21 protein-coding genes and 1 pseudogene are annotated in these 23332 nt (G+C 42.5%); 10 read left to right on the top strand and 12 right to left on the bottom strand.

Annotation, left to right across the window (positions count from 1 at the left end):
- Positions 1-157: 157 nt before the first annotated feature.
- Entirely contained in the window at positions 158-2020 is a 1863-nt protein-coding gene (locus RMY63_RS13605; RefSeq protein ID WP_322729206.1) for an aspartate kinase, read from the bottom strand.
- 121 nt (positions 2021-2141) lie between these two features.
- A pseudogene (locus RMY63_RS13600) lies at positions 2142-2414 on the bottom strand (Uma2 family endonuclease); the annotation flags it as partial.
- 124 nt (positions 2415-2538) lie between these two features.
- Between RMY63_RS13600 and RMY63_RS13595 the strand changes: the two are divergent.
- Positions 2539-2694: a hypothetical protein gene (locus tag RMY63_RS13595; RefSeq protein WP_322729205.1), complete on the top strand. Its 156-nt coding sequence runs from the start codon at positions 2539-2541 to the stop codon at positions 2692-2694.
- Here RMY63_RS13595 and RMY63_RS13590 read toward each other — a convergent pair.
- Entirely contained in the window at positions 2660-3136 is a 477-nt protein-coding gene (locus tag RMY63_RS13590) for a hypothetical protein (protein ID WP_322729204.1), read from the bottom strand. The two genes, RMY63_RS13595 and RMY63_RS13590, sit on opposite strands and share 35 nt — an antisense overlap.
- A 548-nt stretch (positions 3137-3684) precedes the next feature.
- Here RMY63_RS13590 and RMY63_RS13585 point away from each other — a divergent pair.
- Entirely contained in the window at positions 3685-5163 is a 1479-nt protein-coding gene (locus tag RMY63_RS13585) for a protein adenylyltransferase SelO (protein ID WP_322729203.1), read from the top strand.
- A gap of 38 nt (positions 5164-5201) precedes the next feature.
- Here the strand turns inward: RMY63_RS13585 and RMY63_RS13580 are convergent, their stop codons facing one another.
- The gene (locus tag RMY63_RS13580) at positions 5202-5324 is read right to left on the bottom strand and encodes a hypothetical protein (protein ID WP_322729202.1); all 123 of its coding nucleotides are present in this window, start codon (positions 5322-5324) and stop codon (positions 5202-5204) included.
- A gap of 12 nt (positions 5325-5336) precedes the next feature.
- Positions 5337-7061 carry an ABC transporter ATP-binding protein gene (locus RMY63_RS13575; RefSeq protein ID WP_322729201.1) on the bottom strand — a complete coding sequence of 575 codons (1725 nt, stop codon included), beginning with the start codon at positions 7059-7061 and terminating at the stop codon, positions 5337-5339.
- A 187-nt stretch (positions 7062-7248) separates the two neighbouring features.
- Between RMY63_RS13575 and RMY63_RS13570 the strand changes: the two genes are divergently transcribed.
- Together RMY63_RS13570 and RMY63_RS13565 are read left to right on the top strand one after the other, a co-directional pair.
- On the top strand, positions 7249-7485 hold the full coding sequence (locus RMY63_RS13570; protein ID WP_118167264.1) for a type II toxin-antitoxin system Phd/YefM family antitoxin: 237 nt from the start codon (positions 7249-7251) through the stop codon (positions 7483-7485).
- Complete coding sequence (locus tag RMY63_RS13565; protein ID WP_322729200.1) at positions 7482-7892, top strand: type II toxin-antitoxin system VapC family toxin; 411 nt, start codon at positions 7482-7484, stop codon at positions 7890-7892. Before RMY63_RS13570 ends, RMY63_RS13565 begins: the two co-directional genes overlap by 4 nt.
- 108 nt (positions 7893-8000) lie before the next feature.
- Here the strand turns inward: RMY63_RS13565 and RMY63_RS13560 are convergent, their stop codons facing one another.
- Positions 8001-8996 carry a PRC-barrel domain-containing protein gene (locus tag RMY63_RS13560; protein ID WP_322729199.1) on the bottom strand — a complete coding sequence of 332 codons (996 nt, stop codon included), beginning with the start codon at positions 8994-8996 and terminating at the stop codon, positions 8001-8003.
- Between the two features lie 200 nt (positions 8997-9196).
- Positions 9197-12847: a chromosome segregation protein SMC gene (gene smc / locus RMY63_RS13555; protein ID WP_322729198.1), complete on the bottom strand. Its 3651-nt coding sequence runs from the start codon at positions 12845-12847 to the stop codon at positions 9197-9199.
- Between the two features lie 506 nt (positions 12848-13353).
- Between smc and RMY63_RS13550 the strand changes: the two genes are divergently transcribed.
- Complete coding sequence (locus tag RMY63_RS13550) at positions 13354-14175, top strand: carbonic anhydrase (RefSeq protein ID WP_322729197.1); 822 nt, start codon at positions 13354-13356, stop codon at positions 14173-14175.
- Between the two features lie 245 nt (positions 14176-14420).
- Here the strand turns inward: RMY63_RS13550 and RMY63_RS13545 are convergent, their stop codons facing one another.
- Entirely contained in the window at positions 14421-14879 is a 459-nt protein-coding gene (locus tag RMY63_RS13545) for a BON domain-containing protein (protein ID WP_322729196.1), read from the bottom strand.
- A 289-nt stretch (positions 14880-15168) separates the two neighbouring features.
- Between RMY63_RS13545 and RMY63_RS13540 the strand changes: the two genes are divergently transcribed.
- The 3 genes from RMY63_RS13540 to RMY63_RS13530 all read left to right on the top strand — a co-directional run bounded on the left by RMY63_RS13540 (position 15169) and on the right by RMY63_RS13530 (position 17343).
- Positions 15169-15369, top strand: coding sequence for a hypothetical protein (locus RMY63_RS13540; RefSeq protein ID WP_322729195.1), 201 nt, complete (start codon positions 15169-15171; stop codon positions 15367-15369).
- Positions 15347-16267, top strand: coding sequence for a ribonuclease D (locus RMY63_RS13535; protein ID WP_322729194.1), 921 nt, complete (start codon positions 15347-15349; stop codon positions 16265-16267). Before RMY63_RS13540 ends, RMY63_RS13535 begins: the two co-directional genes overlap by 23 nt.
- A gap of 233 nt (positions 16268-16500) precedes the next feature.
- Positions 16501-17343 (top strand): tetratricopeptide repeat protein, encoded by an 843-nt coding sequence (locus tag RMY63_RS13530; RefSeq protein WP_322729193.1) that lies wholly within the window; start codon positions 16501-16503, stop codon positions 17341-17343.
- Positions 17344-17649: 306 nt separating this feature from the next.
- Here the strand turns inward: RMY63_RS13530 and RMY63_RS13525 are convergent, their stop codons facing one another.
- The gene (locus RMY63_RS13525; protein ID WP_322729192.1) at positions 17650-18468 is read right to left on the bottom strand and encodes a pantothenate kinase; all 819 of its coding nucleotides are present in this window, start codon (positions 18466-18468) and stop codon (positions 17650-17652) included.
- Positions 18469-18602: 134 nt separating this feature from the next.
- Here RMY63_RS13525 and RMY63_RS13520 point away from each other — a divergent pair, with 134 nt between their 5' ends.
- Together RMY63_RS13520 and RMY63_RS13515 are read left to right on the top strand one after the other, a co-directional pair.
- A complete protein-coding gene (locus RMY63_RS13520; protein WP_322729191.1) occupies positions 18603-20327 on the top strand; it encodes a diflavin flavoprotein in 1725 nt (574 codons plus the stop codon).
- Between the two features lie 159 nt (positions 20328-20486).
- Positions 20487-22199, top strand: a complete 1713-nt coding sequence (locus RMY63_RS13515) for a diflavin flavoprotein (protein WP_322729190.1) — start codon at positions 20487-20489, stop codon at positions 22197-22199.
- A gap of 84 nt (positions 22200-22283) precedes the next feature.
- Here RMY63_RS13515 and RMY63_RS13510 read toward each other — a convergent pair whose 3' ends face one another.
- From RMY63_RS13510 to RMY63_RS13500, 3 genes are read right to left on the bottom strand one after another with little or no spacing between them, the layout of a single operon-like run.
- Positions 22284-22721: a putative toxin-antitoxin system toxin component, PIN family gene (locus tag RMY63_RS13510; RefSeq protein ID WP_322729189.1), complete on the bottom strand. Its 438-nt coding sequence runs from the start codon at positions 22719-22721 to the stop codon at positions 22284-22286.
- Positions 22718-22984, bottom strand: a complete 267-nt coding sequence (locus RMY63_RS13505; protein WP_322729188.1) for a hypothetical protein — start codon at positions 22982-22984, stop codon at positions 22718-22720. The genes RMY63_RS13510 and RMY63_RS13505 overlap by 4 nt, the downstream gene beginning before the upstream one ends.
- A gap of 57 nt (positions 22985-23041) precedes the next feature.
- Positions 23042-23266: a hypothetical protein gene (locus tag RMY63_RS13500; protein ID WP_322729187.1), complete on the bottom strand. Its 225-nt coding sequence runs from the start codon at positions 23264-23266 to the stop codon at positions 23042-23044.
- Between the last annotated feature and the right edge of the window lie 66 nt (positions 23267-23332).

Below are 23332 nucleotides of genomic sequence, written 5' to 3'. Positions count from 1 at the left end.
TAAACGACCGCCCGAATTCAATAAACGACCGCCCGAATTCAATAAACGACCACCCAAATTTAATAAACGACTGGATTTAAAGAGAAATTCGACTTGTGTGTACACGGTAGCCCAAGCTTGGGAGAGGGATTTAGGGTGAGGGGATTTGATTCAGGTTTTACGCTGGCACGACAAATTTCTCGCTCCCAGCTAGTTCAAAGGCTGCATGAATGGCTTGCAAAGCTTTAACACCTTGCTCTTGCGCCACAACACAACTAATTTTAATTTCTGAAGTGGCAATCATTTGAATATTGATTTGTTGTTGGGCTAAAGCTTCAAACATTTTAGCAGCAACACCTGGTTGTCCTACCATACCTGCACCGACAATACTCACCTTAGCGATCGCACTATCTAAAACAACTTCACCCCATCCTAATTCTGCTGCTACTTGGGTAAGCATTTCTTTTGCACTTTCCCCGTCTATCCGCGAGACTGTAAAGGCAATATCTCGTCTGGGAACACCATCAATCACCCGGCAGCGCTGAGATTGGATAATCATATCAACGCTAATATTATGCTGCGCTAATAATCCAAATAATTTCGCCGCCATTCCCGGACGATCTGGCAATTGGCGAATCGCAAGACGCGCTTGATTTAAATCTAAGGCAACGCCTCGAACCGGGGGAGAGGGGGGAGAGGGGGGAGACAAGGGAGAAATCTCTTCAATGATTCTTTCTTGTCCCCCTTGTCCCCCTTGTCCCCTTGTCCCCCCTTTCCCTGTTTCAATTTCAAAGACGCTACGAAGTGCGCTGACGGCGCGATCGCATTGGGCGGCATTGACTACACAACTTACTTTCACTTCGCTGGTGGAAATCATTTGGATGTTCACGCCTGCTTCTGCTAGGGTAGCGAACATTTTTGCAGCTACACCGGGACGTCCAATCATTCCCGCGCCTGCGATGCTGACTTTGGCAATGTTATGTTCTATCATTACCTCGGCTTCGTCAAATTTGGGGTTAGATTGACTCCTCAGTGCTGGGGCGATCGCTGTTGCTACTGCTTCTGCCCGTTTTAATATTGGTGTTGTAACAGTAAAGGCTATGTCATTACTATTACCTTCATGAATTGACTGAATAATCAAATCTACGTCTACTTTTTGCCGAGATATTTCGCCAAATAACCGGGCTGCAACACCTGGTTTGTCGGGGACGCGCAATAAAGCGACTTTTGCTTGGTTAGTGTCAAATTCTACATGATCCACCGGACGGGCAATTTCTAGATTGATTAGCGATCGCTCTTGGGGTTTGGCTGATGTCACCCAAGTACCTGGTTGATCCGTCCAGCTAGACCTAACTACAAGGGGAACACCGTAGTTACGAGCAATTTCCACAGCACGGGGATGCAGCACTTTTGCGCCCAAGCTAGCTAATTCCAACATTTCATCGCAGCTGATGGCATCCATCAACTGGGCTTCAGCAACTAAGCGGGGGTCTGTAGTGAGAATCCCTGGAACGTCTGTATAAATTTCACAAAAATTCGCTTTTAAGGCGGCTGCGATCGCCACTGCTGAGGTGTCGGAACCACCACGACCCAAAGTCGTAATTTCCATCTCTCCGACGCTGGATATACCTTGAAACCCTGCTACTACAACTACTTTACCTGCATTTATGTGGCGAGTTAGGCGAGTAGTTTCAATATGCAAAATCCGAGCGCGGCTGTGTTCGGCTTCGGTAACAATTCCTACCTGAGCGCCAGTCATGGAAATTGCAGGCTGTCCGAGTTCCTGCAAAGCCATGCTCAGTAAGGCAATGGTTACTTGTTCACCAGTGGAAAGCAGCATATCCATTTCCCGGCGGTTAGGATTTGGAGAAATTTCAGTAGCTAGTTTGACGAGTCCATCGGTGGTTTTGCCCATTGCCGAAACCACTACGACAATAGAGTTTCCAGCTTTAACAGTTTTATAAACGCGCTGTGCAACAGCTTGAATACGTTCGACTGAACCGACAGATGTACCACCGTATTTTTGAACTATGAGCGCCATAACTTTTTATTTAATCAATTGTGCCTGCTTTCATCAACGCTTCCGCCTGGTAAGGAAGCCTTCAAGGCTTATCAGTTATATAGTTTACTAAATATCGCGGCGAATACCCTATAATAATTGATTATTCAAAAACTACATCTTCGTAGAGTGCTGCCATTGTTTCCTCAAAATCCACGCTGTTGAGTCCAAATGATTGATGTTCTGCTGTGTAGGATTGTAAAACCCACAACCCTTGCTCATTACGTCGAAAACACTCAACTCGTTGACGTTTTGTATTAATTAAAACATATTATTGCAGACTTTCCAGGGTTTGATAATCGGCGAATTTGTCGCCCCGGTCAAAGGCTCCAGTAGAATTAGATAAAACTTCGACAATTAAACAGGGAAATCTTTTATTAACTAATAGGACTTACGCAAAATATAACGAAAGTAGCGGTAATTCATGAATTACCGCTACGGAATAATTAGGTTTTCAGCCACATCTTGCGTAAGTCCTGACTAAAATTCAGGTACTAATTATGGCGATCGCATCTGGTGTGTGTGTTGCTAACGCTTATTATAATCAGCCAATTCTCAAAGATATTGCATCTTCTTTTCAAGTTAGTGAAAGTGAAGCGGGTAGCAAAAAAGGTTGTGATTTTAGTCTATGTAATCTTTTGGTATTTGCGAATTAACATTGTTATCTGAAACTATTGGGCGGCTACCATCTATCTCTAGAGTATCTTTAACTTGAAAATTACTCTTAGCGATCGGACGTTGACCATCTATATCAAGAACTTCCTCAACCTCTAAATCACTAGGGTCAATTGGACGCTTACCGTCTACAGTTAGCATCTCATGTTCTTGAAAATTACTCTTAGCGATCGGGCGTTGACCATCTATATCAATTGTTTGATCGCTATGATTTTCATCTTTTGCAATTGGTCGCTCACCGTCTATATCAATTGTTTCCTTAATCTGAATGTTACTTGGATCGACTGGACGCTGGCCATCTATATTAATCGTTTTAGTTAACTGTTTAGGTTCGTTAGATAATGAATTTATATTATTTTCAGCCATTTTTGTCTCTCGATTTAAATTGTTTTTAGTACTATCAATTTTGTTTTTGTTATCCATATTTCTTATTCTTGTAAACTAATTCTCTAGTGCAAGTCAATATCATTTGAAGAATTGTTTTTTTCTCAGCTAAAGGGACTAACTTTATTTAGAATAATAGCAGCAAAATTAGTTTATTTAACATTTAATAATATCCTAAAATGGAATCAAAAAATCCTCTACCTCAGCACATAATATATCTCTGACTTTAGAGGTATTTTTCATCTTTCAAAAAATACTTACAGCAGTTTGCAAGTAAATGAGGTATAAAACGTAGGACTCACGCATCAAATATAAAAAGTTTCTACCTCCTGCCTTCTGCCTCCTGCCTTGAAAGTGCTGAGTGCTGAGTAAAAATACTAGTTTTTAGCCCCAGCAAGAACTGCCTATTTTCATGCTTGGTGATGTACGAAGTTCATGGGGACTGCCTTCTGCCTCCTGAAACGCTCCCGATTTTGATAGCAGCGCTGCCATATTTTAGTTAAATATAAGTCGCTTTTTGCGTCTATGCTGATGATGCTGAAGGCAGAGGTAGTATTAAAGGAAGAATGAATTAAGCTTTGCTCGTAATGACTCTGGCTGAAACTCCAAACTACAAGAATTCTAGCAATCCTTTTCTCACCCTCAACTACGAAACTGCCTTAGAATCTTTAGGCGATGACTACTACGATGAGGTTGCAGCAGCGGAATTTCCCCAACACCTCCTGCGTTGGCGTAACGATGAACTATTACCCCGTTTCGGTCTAGACCCCCAAGTAGTCAAAGACGAAGATTTCATCACAGCCTTTGGTCAATTTCAGGGGCGCAAACCCTTGTTAGCACTGCGTTACCACGGCTATCAATTTGGTGAATATAACAGACAGTTGGGTGATGGTAGAGGCTTTCTCTACGGGCAAGTACGCGCCAATGATGGCGAATTATACGATTTTGGCACTAAAGGCTCTGGGAGAACGCCCTACTCCCGTGGTGGCGATGGTATGCTCACGCTCAAAGGTGGAGTGCGGGAAGTTCTGGCTGCGGAAGCACTGCACTACTTGGGTGTACGTACTTCGCGCTGTCTGAGCATGATTGAAACAGGTTTACCCCTCTGGCGGGGCGATGAACCTTCGCCTACCCGCTCATCTGTGATGATTAGAATGAACAGTTCTCATATTCGATTTGGCACTTTTGAGCGACTGCATTATTTCCAGCGTCCAGATTTAACTAAGAAGCTGTTAGACCACGTAATTGAGCAGTATTATCGACACTTAAATGCTGAAGAAGATAAATATGCCCTGTTTTATGCCGAATTAGTTAAACGGGTTGCAGAACTAGTAGCACAGTGGATGGCGGCTGGCTTTTGTCATGCAGTTCTCAATACTGACAATATGTCGATTACTGGAGAGAGTTTTGACTATGGGCCTTATGCGTTTATCCCAACTTATAACCCATCCTTTATAGCTGCATATTTTGACTATTATGGACGCTACTGTTACGGTAATCAACCAAGTATTTGCCAGTTGAATTTACAAATGCTCCAGGAACCTTTAAAGGCGATTATTGATCAAGGCGAAATGGAAGCTGGATTAGCAATGTTTGATGAGTATTATCAAGCTGAATACAGTTCTTTGATGTTGAAAAAGTTAGGTTTTTCGGAACTGCCACATCCACAAGCTGCGGAACTGTTGAATCTAACAGTTGAATTTTTGAAAGATAGCCAAGTTGGTTATCATCAGTTTTTTTATGAGATGGCTCGTACTTTTTCATCAAAATGGCGAGATGAACCAGGTTTTGTCATGAATAATTCAGATATTGTGCCAGTACCGGGTGCATCTGGAATATTTGATGATTGGTGCATACTATATCATAAAATTTTGAACGATTTTGATAGCGATGTCTACGACGGGCTACGCCTACGCACTGATATAATTGCTCAAACTCTAACTGTTAATAATCCGAAAACGGCATTATTAAGACCTGTAATTGAATCTGTTTGGGAAGCAATTGCTCAAGAAGATAATTGGCAGCCTTTTTATGAGTTAATCAAGGCAATTCAGTCTAGGAGATAGTTAATATTGGGCATTTGTCATTTGTCGTTTGTCATTTGTCATTTGTCATTGGGCATCAGTCTTTTCTTTGCTCCCCCTGCTCCCCCTGCTCCCCCTGCTCCCCCTGCTCCCCCTGCTCCCTCATCTCCCCCACTCCCCACTCCCCACTCCCCACTCCCCACTCCCTCTTCTGCCTAACTAAACTGCTGGGCATAAAACTGCGCATAGCGACGCTCTAGGACTAATAATTCTTCATGGGTTCCCGATTCGACAATTTGTCCTTGTTCGAGAACTAAAATACGATCGCACCTCTTAACTGTCGATAAACGGTGAGCAATAATAAACACTGTCCGTTTTTCCATCAATCTTTCCAGCGCTTCCTGTACCAGTGCTTCTGATTCAGAATCTAATGCTGATGTTGCTTCATCGAGAATCAAGATTTGGGGATTGAGCAAAACAGCACGAGCGATCGCAATTCTTTGTCTTTGTCCAGCAGATAAGTTTACCCCACGCTCGCCTACCCAAGTCTTATAACCTTCTGGTAGTTGGCTAATAAATTGATGGGCATTAGCAATTTTCGCTGCCTCTTTAACTGCTTTTATGTCAAAAATATATTGTCCAAAAGCGATATTTTGGGCAATCGTCCCGGAAAACATGATAGTTTCTTGAGGAACAATCCCAATTTGTCGCCGCAGACTATGCAATTTCACATCTCGAATATCAACATCGTCAATGAAGATTTGACCAGCTTCAGGATCGTAAAAACGCGGGAGGAGATTCACAAATGTGGTTTTACCAGCGCCAGAAGCACCTACAAGTGCGATCGCTTCACCTGGCGATACCAATAAACTGATATCTTTTAAGACAGGTTTACCTGGTTTATAGGCGAAGGAAATATGACGATATTCTACTTTGCCGTTGACTGGAGGGAGAGCGATCGCATTTATCTTTTCGATCACCGTTGGCTGAATTGCCATCAATTCAAAAACACGGTCAACAGATGCTTCACCCTGCTTAAATTCGTTGTAGTTATTAGTAGTATGACCAATGGGATCAATTAACAGCGCCGCCGCCGCCAGATAACTGAAAAAATTCGCCACTGTCAAGTGACCTTGGGAAATTTGCCACGCTCCCACAATCAGTAACAGTAAGGCACTTAAGGCTTCAAAAAATCCGATAATGGGAATCTGAATCGCTTTCAGACGTTCGGCTGAGTATTTTGCTTTGAGACTGCGTTCTGCTTCATGGCCAAAACGAGCAATTTCGTAATTTTCGGCAGCAAAAGCTTGTACCAAACGAATACCGTTGAAAACTTCTGCGAGGATGGCTGATAAACCCGACACGCGATTTTGACTTTTTAAGGAATACTTGCCCAAGCGTTCACCAAACCAGCTAACTAAAATACCCATTAGCGGTGCAACTATCACTGTTGCTAATGTCAGTTGCCAATTCAGGTAAATCATGTAAATCGGAATTGCTAGCAACTGCAAAATGCAGGGGATAAAGTCGTGAAATGCTTTATTTACCACTTCGCCAACGCGGTCAACATCTTCGGTGAGGCGGTAAGATAAATCACCTGCTTTTGCCGTTTCAAAATAGCTGAGATTTAGCTTTTGAAGATGTGCGTAGACTTGCTGGCGGAGATGAAAAGCAACTCTCAAAGCAGCTTTCGCCATGTACATATCTTGTATAGACTGAAACAAGCCTCTAACAATAAATACTAAAGCACAGCTGCCAGTTATTTGAGCGATCGCTACTACATTACCTTGGGCAAAGGGAGTTGCCAATTTACCGGCGAGATTAATTAACACTAATGTCGCCAGCACGTATCCCAATATACCAATAAGTCCCTTGGTGATAGTTTGCCACTGGAGTTGGATATAAGGCAACAGTTGCCAGTAATTAGAACGGGTTTTCAAGCTCGAAAGTCCACAACGATATTTTCCTTTGTTTGACGCTAGCAGTTTTTGGGGAGTTTCTGAGCAGTTAACTAATTAGTTACAAACTGTTTTAGCGACTATTACCATCGCACCGCCCTCATCACCAACGCCGTCACAAGTAAAATAGATGTGAGCCAAGTCCCCATCGCTAACCCCAGAACCCACCATGACACAAATCACCCTTTCCGATCTCCCCGAAACCATCCAAACCCTACTCAACCAAGCCCAAAAAACAGGCGAACCCCTCACTATTACCCAAAACGGTATCCCCTTCGCCATCATTTCCCCCATCAAGAAAAAATCCCTCCTGGAAACCCTTTCCACCCTTGAACCACTGGACGAAGACTTTGCCGACGTGGACGAAGGATTATTACCCTTAGATGATATTGAGTTTTCAAAATGAGTTATTTATACTTGTTAGATACAAACATCATTTCCGAACTAATTAAAAACCCCAAAGGAGTGGTATTTTCAAAAATTCAAGATGTCGGAGAAGACAAAATTTGTACAAGTATTATCGTAGCTTGTGAATCAAGATTTGGAGCTATAAAAAAGAACTCCCAAAAGCTCATAGAAAAACTTGAAATAATTTTGGATAGTATCGAAATACTACCGCTAACTCATCCTGTAGAGCAATATTACGCAGAAATCTGCACTGATTTAGAACAACAAGGTAAACCGATTGGAGCTAATGACTTATTAATTGCTGCCCATTCTTTAACCCTTGGTCTAACTCTCGTTACCGCCAATATTCGTGAATTTTCCTGTGTTCCTAATTTAAAAGTAGAAAACTGGCTCGAACCTCGCTAAAATCAGAAATATCTAAAAAATTAGCCCTCTCCTTGTAAGTAAGGAAAAGGCTAAATTAATCTTAAAATACTTCGTAATTTTTCGGTTTAATTACGAATTACGAATTACTTAATATCCGCCTTCTTCTTCGTATTCTGGCTGTCTTTCCTTGACTTTCTTAGGAATATTCACAGGCTTCGGCGCATCTTCCCAAGCATCGCCCTCTACGTCATCATAATCATCGTATTCGTCAACATAAGGCTTGCTATAGGGCTGGGCTTCATATTTTAGCGGCTGCGGTTGTTGATACCTGTCGCTACCCGTAGCCTCGCTCCAGTTATCTTCTTCCTCATCTTCTTCGTATTGAATAGATTCATACTGCCGCGCTTTCATTACCTGACGCTGTGGCCTTTCTTCTTCCACATAGTCTTCATTCCATTCTTCTTCCCGCGCTACAGGTTCAGGGGCGCGAACTTTTTGCCTGGGTGGCTGCAATGGCACTCCACTAGGTAGTTGATTACCTGGTGCAACTTGGCGCGGTGGAGTATAGCCGTATTCTTCTTCTATATCTCGCTCCCAAGGTGCTTTGCCGATACCCAGGCGCTCTAATAAACCGACTGTCAACTGGTCTACTCGTTCTTCGGCTCCCTCGAATACAATCAACCGATTGGGGCCTGTGCTGACGATTTCATCCACTGAGAACTCGTAAGTACTCACAAATTGATCGGGAATTTGGGGCAATCCTAAAGAAGCAATAACTATGGAGTTAAGCTTCCCACTTTCGCCGTTGAACTTGAAGCCGCGAACTTTGCCTAAGACTTCACCTGTTTCTGTAATTACTTCCCAGTTAATTAGATTACTGAGAGATTCAACTTCGATATCTTCAATGACATCTTCGTTATCAACCAGGATGACATCACCAATCTGGCTGATGTTGTTGAGGTACATATAGCGCGGTATGCCCGAAATGGAGATCAGGCTGTCTCGCAAACCAAGAGCCACAACCTCTCGTTGATCGATATCAACCCAGACTTGACTGATAATGCCTAGCCGCTTGCCGTTGTCGCGGGTAATCACCTGGGTATTTAATATGTCGGAACGCCTAATTATCTGTTCGGAGGTCATTCTATACCGAGTCCTGATCTCGAATCCGGTTTAACGCGATGTGCAACTTATTCTTGTAACGCCACTTCCATTCCTCTATTCCAGTGAATGAGAGGCTTTGATTTTTGCTCTCTTTCCCTGGTAGGGAAGGGGTTGGGGGTTAGGTTTGAGAGAAAGTCACACATTACGTGGTTTATCTATACACTATTATTAACAAAAACTCAAGCAGATGTATTGGATGATTGTAACTTAATCCCCAAAACTTGAGTGTAAGCTCCTCGTGCTTGAGTAACGCCAATTGTGCGTTCGGCTGATTCTATCATCGGACGACGCAAACTAACAACTATAAATTGCGCTTGTTGTGACTGTTGCTTGATCATTCTAGCTAATCGCTCTACATTTGCTCCATCCAAAAACATATCTACTTCGTCAAAGGCATAAAATGGCGATGGGCGGTAGCGTTGCAGGGCAAAGATAAAGCTCAAGGCTGTGAGTGATTTTTCTCCCCCAGACATGGAAGCTAGACGCTGTACGGGTTTGCCTTTGGGGTGCGCGACTAAATTTAGTCCACTGCTAAAGGGATCTTCGGGATTTTCAAGTTGCAAGAAGCCGTCGCCGTCTGAAAGAATAGCAAAAATTGATTGAAAGTTTTCATTCACAGCATCGAAAGCTTCTTTAAAGGCAAGTTGCCGCAATGTGGTAAAGTTTTCAATCCGCAAAAGTAGCTCAGTGCGTTCTCCTTCTAGTGTCTCTAATTTTTGCGTGAGTTCTTGGAGGCGGTTTTGGGTGCGTTCGTATTCTTCCAACGCCAGCATATTCACAGGTTCCATTGCCTGTAAGCGTTTGGTAAGCGATCGCAATTCTTTCTGCAATTCTTCCAAGTCTACTTTATCTGGAACTTCTGGCAAGGGATTTGGTAATTCTGCTCCCACATCTCGTAATTGAGTTTGCAGTGCAATTAGTTCCTCCCGCCGCTTCTCTTGGGTTTCTTGGAGTTTTTGAATTTCCCATTCCAATTGTTGTTGGCGTAAAAGCTGCGATCGCACTTCTAGTTCTGTGGCGTCGCGTTTTTGTTTCTCTTCTCCCAAATTTTGTTCCATTTGACTCAACGATAAACGGGTTTGGGTGATTTGGTCGTCTATCGTTGTGATTTGTATGGAGACGCGATGAATCGCGTCTCTACAAGAGATTTGTTGGGTTTCGTATTCGGTGATTCGCGTTTCTGCTTCTTGGATTTTTTCTTGTAAACGTTGTTGCTGATTTTCTAAATTTTTTAATCTTTGTTCAGCCTCGCGTAATGCTGTCTCTCGTTGTTGCAATTGTTGCTCTTGGATTTTAATGGTTGCCTGGATTTGTTGCCATTCGCTGGGGGTTTGGGATGCTTCCAATTCAGCTAAGGCGTGTCGTAATTGTTGTAATTGATTTTCTTGCCCAGGTAATTCCCGCTCTAAAATTTCTAATCGAGATTGAGCGGTGGCTAACTTTTCACTGTTTTGGGCGAGTTGCGATCGCGTCCCCTCTAACTGCGTTGTTAAACTCTTAATGTCTTTTTGCAACTGCTCCAATTGCAACTGCTGTTCTCGCCGCGCTTGACGCGCTTCTGTTAATTCTTGCGTCAGTTTTTTGGTTCTGGTTGACAAAGTAGCGATCGCTTCTGTACAGCGCTCTAAAATCCGCTCAATATCAACTAAGCGAGTTTTTAAAGCGATCACTTCATCAGATTCCGCCGCTTCCGCATTGCCAAACCGCAAGGCTGAACGCTGGGTGTTACTACCACCAGTCATTGCACCACTGGTTTCTAACAACTCCCCGTCTAAGGTGACGATGCGATATAATCCTAAATTTTTCCGCGCCGCCTCCAGGTTGGCAAAAACTACTGTGTTGCCAAAAACATAGCTAAATACATCTTTGTAACGGCGATCGCAATCGACTAAGTTAACAGCATAGTTAACGAAGCCACTAGCAAAACGCAGCGTTGCATCTTGAGTAAATTTGGGAGCGTGAATTTTATTCAGTGGTAAAAAAGTTGCCCTCCCTGCCCGTTTCTGTTTGAGCAATTCAATACCTGCTGCGGCTACACCATCATCTTCCACCACAATATGTCCCAAGCGTCCCCCAGCAGCCATTTCTAAAGCAAGCTGATGGCGGGGTTCTACCTTTCCTAACTGCACAACTAAGCCACAAAGTCCAGGCATTCCCGATTGTAAAATGACTTTACTAGCTTGGGTTCCTTGGACTTCTTGCTGTGCTTGCGCTTGCGCCTCTATTTTATCCAACTGCCGTTGTTTTTCTCGTTGTTCAGAAAGTAATCGTTTTTGGGTTTCTTGTTGGATTTGTAGTTCTTGCTCTGTGGCTGAGAGATTTTGGGCTAAATTTTGGATGGGTTCGCTAGAGGCGTTAAATTCCGTTTCAACTCGATTAGAGTCAGTTTGTTTTTGGGCTAATTCGGGTTCATCACGTTCAATTAACTGGGTTTGCTCTTGGATAAGCTGCTGTAACTGATTATTGCGTTCCCTGAGTTGTGCTTGTTCCGTGCGTTGTGGTTCTAGAGTGTGCAGCAAAGTTTCAATTTGACGGTTATACGCCGTTTGTTGCTGCACCCACGCTTCTGAAGCCGAGGCGATTTCTGCTGCTGCTTCGCGGGAGGTTTCTAAGGCTTGCTGCGCTTCGTTTCTTTGTTGCTGGGAAGACGCGATGAATCGCGTCTCTACAAGTTGGGTTTCGGCAATTTCTTCTAGGGAATGACGGTATTTTTGAATCTCTTGCTGAGTTTGAGCCAGACGTTTGGCAGTTTCTTGGGAAGTTGTTTGTAATTCTGTTAGCTGACGCTGGAGTTGTTTACGTTCTGCTTCTTGAGTGGCGAGGGTAGATTGTACCGCCAAAAGTTCCTCTTCTCCCAATGCTTTCACATGGGCATTAAGTTGTTCCAGTTCAGCAGTTTTTTGAACGATTTCGGAATTTAGGTTGGTGAGTTGGGTAGTGAGTTCAGTAGAATTGCGATCGCCTGTTTGAATTTCGTGAACTAACTTTTCTTGTTGTGCTTGCAAGGAACGCCATGATAAAACAGCTTCCCAGGATTGCTTCGCGATAAATTCTGTGCGGAGTTTTTGATATTTCTCAGCTTTCGCCCGATCTTGGGAAAGGCGATCGCGCTGTGCAGTTAATTCCGTTTCAATAATCCGACAGCTATCTTCCTTTTCCTTCACCTCATCTAAAGTTGATTTGGCTTGAATGATTTTGCGATCGAACGCTGCCACCCCAGCTAATTCATCAATAATTTCCCGCCGTTCCCGCGCATTCATCGAGATAATGCTGGTGACATCCCCTTGAAGTACCACATTGTAGCCTTCAGGATAAACCCGCAGGTTACTTAGTTCTCCATGCAACTCTGTCAACGTGCAAGGTACACCATTAATATAGTAATTCGATGTGTAAGTCCCTTGGTGAGTGACTCGTAGCCTTCTAGTAACACTCCACTCGTCCAATTTTGGATTTTGGATTTTGGATTTTGGATTTTCTTCCCCTACTTCCTCTACTTCCCCTGCTCCCCCTGCTCCCCCTGCTTCCTCCCTTTGTGCCTTTGCGTCTTTATGTGAGATTTCATCCGACAAATCAAATGTCACCGTGACGCTAGCCTCAATCGAAGCACGTCCTTTAGCCGTTTGAGTGTTATTTACCAAATCCGGTAAGCGTTCGGCTCGCATTCCCTTAGAACTAGAGAGTCCCAGGCAAAAGAGCAGTGCATCTAAGATATTAGACTTACCCGAACCATTTGGCCCAGATATGACAGTACACCCCGGTAGCAAAGGGACAGAAGTAGTGCCACCGAAAGATTTGAAGTTCGTAAGTTCCACGCGCTTGATGTGCACCATAGGCGCTGGTTCCCTGAGCTAAGAGCTAATGAAGAACAAGTGTATCAACTAATTAAGAATTCGCAAGAGGGTAGGAGGGAGGATTGGGGATTATTGTAGACGCGTTGCGATGAGCCTGCAAGCTTCACCCAAAAGGCTTACCGCAGGCGATCGCTCAGTGTACGGCAAAAATTTTGATGTCGCAAACTGACCATCAAAATTTTCCCAGAGCAGATAATATCATGTCTGACTAATTACCTGTAATTCAAAAATTTATCTCAAGATATAACTAGTTTGAAATAGGCTTAAGGCATTCTCACACCGTAATGTGACCTGCTAAGGAACAGAAAGGAGCAAGGAAAAAAAGGAACTCAACCAAATGGTAGAGGATATTAAAAGCACCAAATGAATTTATAATATAGTAATCTTTACAATTGGAAAAACGTAGAAAGAAAGTCCTCTTTACTACCCCAATCTGCTGTCTGGTGATTTAGTTCTTAACCCGCAAATATTTGTAGAACTTAGTAATGAAGAAGTTAATTAAAGGTCTGCGCGAATTTAAATCTAGCTATTTTTCGACACATCAAAAATTATTTGAACAACTTTCGCATGGTCAAAAGCCCAGAGTATTATTTATTACCTGTTCTGATTCGCGTCTCGATCCAAATCTAATTACACAAGCCCAAGTTGGCGAATTATTTGTCATTCGCAATGCAGGCAACATCATTCCACCGTATGGGGCAAGTAATGGCGGTGAAGGTGCAACAATTGAATATGCTGTTCAAGCTTTAGATGTTCGCCAAATTATTATTTGTGGTCATTCTCATTGCGGTGCAATGAAAGGATTAATGAAGTTACACAATCTCAGCGATGAAATGCCGCTTGTACATGATTGGCTTAAATATGCAGAAGCAACTCGAAGGCTAGTTATAGACCATTACAGTCACTACGACGAAGAAGAATTACTAGAGATTATGATTGCCGAAAATGTTCTTACTCAAATTGAGAATTTGCGGACATATCCAGTGATTCACTCTAAGCTTTATCAGGGAGAACTCAGCATTTATGCTTGGATTTATCACATTGAAACAGGAGAAGTTTTCGCATACGATCCCCAGAAGCACGCTTATGTTTTGCCTCAAACTCAGCTTCCAGAATCAGAAATAGATGAGTCGTTCAGGGGTGAGGCTCCAAATACCAATGTAGCAGTGCGTTACCCTCAAAACCAGCAGGATGATGTTCAACCTTATGAGAAACAATCTATTTCTCCATTTGAGTGGTTTCCAATGAGACGCCTTTCTCCAGAGCAGATGGAGCGAATTTATCGAGGTTCAAATAATGGAAGTTGAAAGATAAAAATATATAGCAATCCGATTTGATTTCTGAATTACTCGTAGAGACCAGGGACTGGGGAAGGTGGGGCCCCTGAAGGGGATAAGGGGTAATGGGGGCTCTTAAGAAGGAATAAAGGTGTACTGAGTTTTTTTCAAAATTCCTGACTTTTATTTAAGTAAGTCAAAAATAGAGACTTACATCTGTATAAGTCTCTATTTGGCTTCCATGTCGATGCTAACTGAAAGCTTCAGTTATTCTTTTATGGCTTTTTTACAGCATCAACTTTTGCTTCTATCTTCACTGTCTTCACACCTTGAACTTCTTTAGCCAAGGTTTCAGCTTTCTTTAGTTCTTCAACAGAAGTGGCTGTACCTTTGAGAACAATTTCACCCTGTTTGTTTTCAACTTGTAACTTGTTGCCTGGTAAGCCTTTATTCAACTTGGCGCTAACTTCAGTTTTTAAGTCAGTCTTAGCTTTTGTTGCTGCTGTTTTTTCAGAATCGGTTTTAACTTTAGTACCTGTACTAGCTGCTAAAGGAGTCGTTTGTGTTTCTGGAACTTTGGCAGTTTGATTTGTCTCTGAAGCTGGTTTTGCTGGTGCTTGAGCGGCTTCATTAGTTGTGCTAGGAGTTTCCGAACCAGTTTTAGGAGAGTCTTGACAGCCAAAAGTACCAACTACCAAAATGCTACTAACTACTAATAGAATTAGTTTTTTCATTATTTATCTCCGAATTGAATAATTGAAGCGGTTAATTGAGATGTGTGTCATGGTGAGGAGCAAATTTAAAAAAACAATTAAAAGTGAAGTAGCAAAAGTACTTAAGCAATAGCTCAGGTAACACAAAATCGAAATTTGGACGATTTCTTGAAGCTAAGATTTTCCACCCAGTTTTGAGAAATGTCAATTCAATTTTTCTGACGGCTGCTAACCAGGATGGCTTTACACACAGTCTGTAGCTCTCTATGAATTTAACGTAGATTCTGAGTAGCTCTTTCGATGGTAGACTATGCCACTCCACAGTAGTGACTCGATGTTATCAGATTTGAGTCAATTTGGCGATGTCTATGACGAATTCCAAACTTCAGTCTTTTTGCAATCCTGGGTCAGCAAACTCACCAACAAAATGTTACTTTATAAAACTATGGCTTACTTACAATGCCTTAAATATCAGGAAATATTAGCCAATGCCCTACCTTACTTCGGCTAGCGAAATTCGTGCCATTGTCGCTGAATATACAAACGCTAAAACACTGTGGATAGATACAGAAGTAGCTGACTATAAAAGTCGTAATCCCCGATTATCGCTGATTCAGGTATTAGATAATCCTCAAGATATGAGTGGCGATCGCGTCTATCTTTTAGATGTATTAGATCAGCCTACTATTATAGCTGAATTTATTGATAAAATTATGATAAATTCTGCGATTGAAAAAGTTTTTCACAACGCGAGTTACGATCTAAAATTTCTCGGTAGCAAGAAAGCCAAAAATATTACTTGCACTTTGGAAATGGCCAAAAAAATTCCCTACCATCTTTTGCCATTACCTAACCACCAACTCAAGACAATAGCTACAGCACTTTGTAGCTTTAACAATATCGATAAACAAGAACAAAAAAGCGATTGGGGGAAACGCCCTCTAACTGAAGAACAGATAGAGTATGCTTACCTAGACTGTATTTATCTTGCTCAAATTCACCTAAACTTGTTAGGCTTACAAGCCCAAGCCAGCCCCGAACCTGCAACGGAAGACTTAATATCACTAAGTACTAGATACTCGCAAGTTGAGCAGCAATGGAAGTTGTTGAATTCAGAATTTGAGCATTTGCAAGAACGTATAAAAAAAGCTATGCAAGCTCAAAATATATCAGAAACTTATGATTATAAGCTGACTCGTTATGAACGGACTACAATCAAAGCTGCATTTACAGAATTGGCAAAACTAGTACAAACTCAAGATATTAATTTAGATTTTCCAATCACACTAACTCAGAAACTCCAAAAAGATTTAGGGGAAAATCTGGAACAACTATCTGTAGATATTGACAAAAATACCTCTTGGCGGCTAATTCCTAAAACTCAAGGGAGTGAAGCTGAGGATGAGTAAATTGTTTATCAGGATACAAATGTCAGAATTTATAGAGTTATTGTGAAGAATAAATATTGAAATTTAATAATTCTTTCCTCCTACCTTCTCTAAGAAATCTATAAAATATTAGGGAAATTTGTCAATTAACTGGAAAAATTTATCAAAAGTTAGAATAGTTATTGAGTTAAAGAATTAAAATCTAGATTTTGGTACTAATTCTGTTCAGGTATTATGGCAGTTTATATTAACTTATGAGACGGCGTTTATTTGGGCAAAAGCGAACAAGGGTAAATACTTTATTTACCATAGCTATTTTTACTACATTGACTGCAATTAGCAGTGTTTCTTGTAGTAAGAATGACAATGTATTGGTGACAGAAATAGGAGTTAGTCAACCTAGCCGTCGTTCAGCTACAACTTCCATTGGTGGCGAATTTTATCTTCAGGGAAAGAATCAGCATTTAAACGGCGACTTGCAAGCTGCGATCGCTTCTTATAGTAAGGCAATTAGTCAAAATTCTCAGTATGGCGCTGCTTACAACGCGCGGGGATTAGCCTACTTTGATTTGGGAGACAAGGAAAAAGCGATCGCAGATTACAATCAAGCCCTCCGCATCAACCCTAACGACGCTGAAGCTTACAATAACTTGGGAAATGCCCGCGCCTCACTGGGAAACAACAGAGAAGCAGTTAAAGATTACAGTGAAGCGATTCGCCTAAATCCCAACTATGCCGAAGCCTACAATAACCGAGGAAATGCCCGCGTCACCAATGGAGACAAAAAAGGGGCAATAGACGATCTCGATCAAGCGATTCTGCTTAACCCCAAATATGCGATCGCTTATAATAACCGAGGCAATGCCCGTGCTGCCAATGGAGATCCCCAAGGTGCGATCGCAGATTACAATCAAGCCATTCGCCTCAATCCTAACTTTGCCCCTGCCTACAATAACCGAGGAAACGCCCGCGCTACCAATGGAGACAAACAGGGGGCACTCAAAGACTTACAACAAGCAGCAAGCATTTTTCAAAGTCAAGGTAACAACGACTTATACCAACAAGTGATGAATAACATTAAAGAACTTGGACAGTAGGCAGAAGCAGGGTTTTAGTTATCCAAAGCTAACAGCCCAGCGATTTATCTTGCTAGTGGGACTTAAATTATAGCCGAGTTTTGTTCCATTGCTCAGAGAATCAAAGCTCAATTCCGACCTTCTAATTGATCAATCTTAACAAAGTGTAGGGGTTTAAATCCCCGGCTTCTATCAAGCCGCAAGTGTTGTGGCGGGGTCTAAATCCCCGTTACAACACGGAAAAAGCGAATTGCGTTAGCGCAGCGTTAGCGAGTCCGCGAGCGTCATTGCGAATTGCGAATTGGTTTAAGCTGCTCTGGGTCTTACTTAGGGCAGTTTTACTATTTCCCGCATTACCCAAAAAATTAAATTTGATTCCACAATTAAGCGTGCTGCAATTTCAGGATATAAAGCTTGCAAATAATTTAGTAATAAAGTGCGATCGCCTCCTTTAATCGCAATCTTTCCATTAGGAAATAATTGCAACCACGTCTCCATAAAATCTTTAACTCCAGCTAATATTGTATAAATTACTCCACTTTGAATAGCTTCTGTAGTATTGAGAGCAAAACGCGGTGGTAGAGACGGAAAGCTTTGCATTTCTACTAATGGTAATTGTCCTGTTTGTTGACCGAGAGTTACAAATTGCAAACCTAATCCCGGCAAAATTGCACCTCCAATCAAACACTGATTATCATCCGCAGCCGTAAAAGTTAGTGCTGTCCCAGCATCAATTACCAACATAGGAAAACCCCACTTTTTCCCAGCACCCCACAATGCTAAAGCGCGGTCAATTCCTAATGTGGGATACACACCTTTGAGCGGTACTTGGTCTAAGGTAATAACCTGAACGTTAGGATAAGTTTGCCAAATAGCAGTTTGGCTGGGAACTACGGAGGCGAGGAGGAGGGGAGGGGGGGATGAGGGGGATGAAGAAGTATTTTCTCCCCTAATTTTCTGATGGGGTGGAGAAATTGCCAGTAGTAAATGATCCAGGGTTTGACATTTAGCTAACTGTTGTATGACAGACTCAGCTAGATGGTCGGTATCCCAAGCTGAGTAAAGCTTCTTGCCAATAAACAACGCCCAATGTAGCCGAGAGTTCCCAATTTCCAAAGCTAGCCAAATTTCCCCCATCTCCCTCATCTCCCCAATCCCTCTGCAGTTTCACACTTTTAACTTTTTTAAGTCAGTCAGAGGTTTTTTAATAAAAATTAACATTCAAGCCGTGTCACAATAAAACCAGAGGAATAAATACTCAATTTTCAAGGAGGGGAGTTATGGTAGCGCTCACCGAAAAAACTGAAAAACGGCTCACTATACAGCAGGTGGAAATCGCTCAAGAGACGATGGCTATTCGCTCTTTGGATTGGGATCGCGATCGCTTCGATATTGAGTTTGGTCTGCAAAACGGTACCACCTATAACTCGTTTCTCATTCGTGGGGAGCAGACTGCTTTAGTTGATACCTCCCACGAAAAGTTTCGTCAACTATACTTCGATACGCTCACCGGACTAATCAAGCCAACAGAGATTGATTATTTAATTATCAGCCACACCGAGCCAGACCACAGCGGTTTAGTTAAAGATTTGCTGCAAATGGCTCCAGAAATTACCGTTGTTGGCTCTAAGGTGGCAATTCAGTTTCTGGAGAATTTGGTACATCAGCCATTCAAACGGCGGATTGTCAAAAATGGCGATCGCTTGGATTTGGGCAATGGTCATGAATTTGAATTCGTGATTGCTCCAAATTTACACTGGCCAGATACCATTTTCAGCTTCGACCACAAAACCAAAACTCTCTATACCTGCGATGCCTTTGGGTTGCACTATTGCTCAGATAGCACCTTTGATGAAGACTTGGCGGCTATCGAAGAAGACTTTCATTATTACTACGATTGCTTGATGGGGCCAAATGCCCGGTCAGTTTTGTCTGCCCTGAAGCGGATGGCGGAACTGAAAACCATCGGCATGATTGCCACAGGACACGGGCCATTATTATCTCACAATGTTGAGGAATTAGTTGGACGTTATCGCACTTGGAGCCAAAGCCAAACCAAGGCAGAAACAACGATTGGAATATTTTACGTTTCCGAATACGGATATAGCGATCGCCTCGCGCAAGCAATTGCCAACGGCATCAGTAAAACCGGTGTCGCCGTGGAAATTGTCGATTTGGGATCGGAAGTAGATTTACAAGAACTGCGGGAACTAGTTAGCCGTTGTGCTGGGCTAATCGTTGGTCTACCTCCGGCTTCTGGGGCTGCGAACATCCAAGCTGCACTCAGCACAGTTTTAGGATCTGCCAAAGAAAAGCAAGCTATCGGTGTATTTGAAACTGGCGGTGGCGATGATGAACCGATAGATCCTTTGCTGAGTAAATTCCGCAATTTGGGTTTGACAACAGTTTTTCCAGCGATTCGGATTAAACAAACACCCACAGAAAACACTTACAAGTTGTGTGAAGAAGCGGGTACAGACTTAGCTCAATGGGTAACACGCGATCGCAGCATCAAAGCCATGAAATCTCTTGGTGCTGACTTAGATAAAGCACTAGGTAGAATCAGTGGCGGGTTATATATTATTACTGCTAAAAAAGGCGATGTTTCTAGTGCCATGCTAGCCTCCTGGGTTGCTCAAGCTAGCTTTAAACCCTTGGGATTTTCCATTGCAGTCGCCAAAGATCGAGCTATTGAATCACTCATGCAAGTAGGCGATCGCTTTGTTCTCAACGTCTTAGAAGAAGGCAATTTCCAACCATTAATGAAACACTTTTTGAAACGGTTCGCTCCTGGTGCAGATCGCTTTGAAAATGTGAGAACTCAGTCAGCCGAAAATGGTGCGCCTATCCTCAACGATGCCCTCGCCTACATGGAGTGCGAAGTCATCAGTAGAATGGATTGTGGCGACCATTGGGGAGTATATAGCACAGTCTACGCCGGACGGGTTTCTAAGCCAGAAGCTTTGACTGCTGTGCATCATCGGAAAGTTGGTAATCATTATTAAGAGGGGGACTGGGGAGTAGGGAGTAGGGAGTGGTGTTTCCTACTTCTTATTGCCCATTACCCTAAAAGGCATGTCGGAAAGCATTATTAAAAAAGGGAATAGGGAGTGGTGATTCAGACTTCTTATTCCCTACTCCCCATTCCCTACTCCCTACTCCCTATGTCAAAAAATAAACCCCGTGATGTTCAAGTTTTCCCCATTGCTACAGATACAAGAATACTGCGATCGCGCAGTTGGTCAAGGCTCAGATTTGAAATTGAATATGCTCTTGCTAAGGGTACAACTGCTAATTCTTATTTAATCGAAAGCGATAAAACCGCCCTAATTGACCCTCCAGGGGAAACGTTTACACAAATTTATTTAGAAGCTTTGCAGCAACGTTTCCATCTCGAAGATTTAGATTATGTAATTTTGGGACACGTAAATCCTAACCGGGCTGCAACTTTAAAAGCTTTGTTGGAAATTGCCCCGCAAATCACCTTTGTCTGTTCTAATCCAGGGGCGATAAATTTACGTGGGGCGCTGGAAAATCGAGATTTGCAAATTCTTGTCATGCGAGGCGAAGAAACTCTAGATTTGGGTAACGGGCATAATTTACAATTTATTCCCACCCCCAATCCCCGCTATGCAGATCAACTTTGCACCTACGATCCACAAACAGAAATTCTGTACACTGATAAGTTATTTGGGGCGCACGTTTGCGGAGATCAGGTATTTGATGAAGGTTGGGAAGTATATAACGAGGATCGGCGCTATTATTTTGATTGCCTCATGGCTCCTCACGCTCGTCAAGTTGAAACAGCGTTGGATAAACTTGCTGATTTTCCCGTGCGAGTCTATGGCACTGGACACGGGCCTTTGGTGCGCTATGGCTTAATCGAGCTAACCAAAGCTTATCGGGAATGGATTCAACAGCAAGCATCTGCTGACTTGACAGTGGCGTTGATTTATGCATCAGCTTATGGGAATACGGCAACATTAGCCCAAGCGATCGCTCGTGGGATTACAAAAGCTGGCGTCGCTGTAGAATCGATTAACTGCGAATTTACGGAACCAGAAGAAATCCGAGCGGCTGTGGAAAAAGCCAGTGGTTTCATCATCGGTTCTCCTACTCTTGGCGGTCATGCACCGACACCTGTGCAAACAGCTTTAGGAATTGTGCTATCCACCGCCACTAACAATAAACTTGCTGGTGCTTTTGGTTCCTTTGGCTGGAGTGGGGAAGCGGTCGATTTAATTGAGGGTAAATTAAAAGATGCTGGCTATCGGTTTGGTTTTGACACCATCCGCGTAAAATTCAAACCCGACGATGCTACCTTACAATTATGTGAAGAAGCTGGAACCGACTTTGCCCAAGCACTGAAGAAAGCGAGAAAAGTGCGATCGCCAAGTCAACCTGCAACAAATGTAGAACAAGCAGTTGGTCGGATTGTCGGTTCTCTTTGCGTTCTCACAGCCAAAGAAGGCGATCGTTCCAGTGCCATGTTAGCCTCGTGGGTGTCTCAAGCTAGCTTTAGTCCCCCTGGTTTAACCATTGCCGTTGCCAAAGACCGCGCAGTAGAAACACTGACGCATACAGGAAACAAATTTGTCCTCAATATTCTGAAAGAGGGGAATCACTTGGGATTGATGAAGCACTTCCTCAAACCTTTTGGCCCAGGACAAGACCGATTTGCTGATGTTGCCGCCGAAGAAGCTGAAAGCGGTTCTCCCATACTTACTGATGCTTTAGCATATCTTGAATGTTCCGTACAAAACCGGATGGAATCTGGCGACCACTGGCTAGTTTATGCAACTGTCGATAATGGCAAACTGTTAGATACTGATGGCGTCACAGCCGTGCATCATCGCAAAACGGCAACTCATTATTAATTAGGGACTGGGTACTGGGGATTGGGAAATTCTTCCCCAGTGTCTATTACGTACAGCTTTGTGCTTCCCGTAGACTATTAATAATTATGAATTAATATTAGACCTTTCTGGAAAATAACGTATCAGAAAATCTTGTGGTGTCAAAATGGAAATTCCATTAAACTCTATTAAAACCAATAAATCTAAATCACCAGTAATAATTGCTTCAGCATTTGCAGCAATAGCCGCAGCCAGAACTATAGTATCTTTTGGATCGCGTAATTGAGGAGCGCTGACAGAAACAGTTAGACAAAATTGGAGTACATCTTTTGTAGCATTAATTATATCTTCTACTCTTAAATTTAAAGACTCGATTTTAGACTGAAATTTTGGACGGCGCAAAGTAGTTTCTAACTCTAAAAGTAAAGCATCAGATGCAAATATAGTTATTTTCTGCTCCTCTGCCAGTAGCAAAACTATATCTGGCACTCCTCCCCAAAGTAATGCTGAAATCCAAACATTTACATCAACTACAACCCTCATGTTTCAGTCCAAAGTTCTTGCCTAACTTCCTTGACTATTTGATTAATTTCTTCGAGAGTTGGTTGATTTGGATCTGAACCAGCCTGCATCACTTGTTGCCTTAATTCTTTTAGTGTTAATCGGTTGTTTGTTTTTTTAAACACAATTTCATTTTCGGTAACAAATACTTCATATTCTGTACAAGGCTGAAGCTTTTCCAAAACCTCTGGAGGAATTTCTAGCTTTCCATCAGCTGTTACTTTGGCAATAATAGTTGTGTTCATAATCTCAATCTTCAGGTTTGATTCGATTTTATCCTTTTCTTGGTCTACATTTAGTGATTAAATAGGAACCTCAACTTCTGCCACAAAAGCTTCTCGAACTGGTGATTCCTTTTCTAAAACCTCTTGACCAAATGTCTCGATATGGCAGTGGATAGCAGATTTAACATCAGCTAGTGCTTGTTCATAGCTGTCACCTTCGCCAACTACAACCCCCTTGATACCCAAGGGATAGGCTACGTAACCGTCATTATGTTTTTCAACAATAATTTTGATTGCTCTCATTGTCATATAAAAGAACGGCTGAAAAGTTTAGGAGGACTGTAGGACTTACACACAATAAATCCTCCA

Source organism: Nostoc sp. ChiQUE01b (assembly GCF_034531255.1).
In the GTDB taxonomy this organism is placed as follows: domain Bacteria; phylum Cyanobacteriota; class Cyanobacteriia; order Cyanobacteriales; family Nostocaceae; genus Nostoc.
The sequence above is the reverse complement of the archived record's forward strand: the minus strand, read 5'-3'. Positions and strand labels throughout refer to the sequence as shown.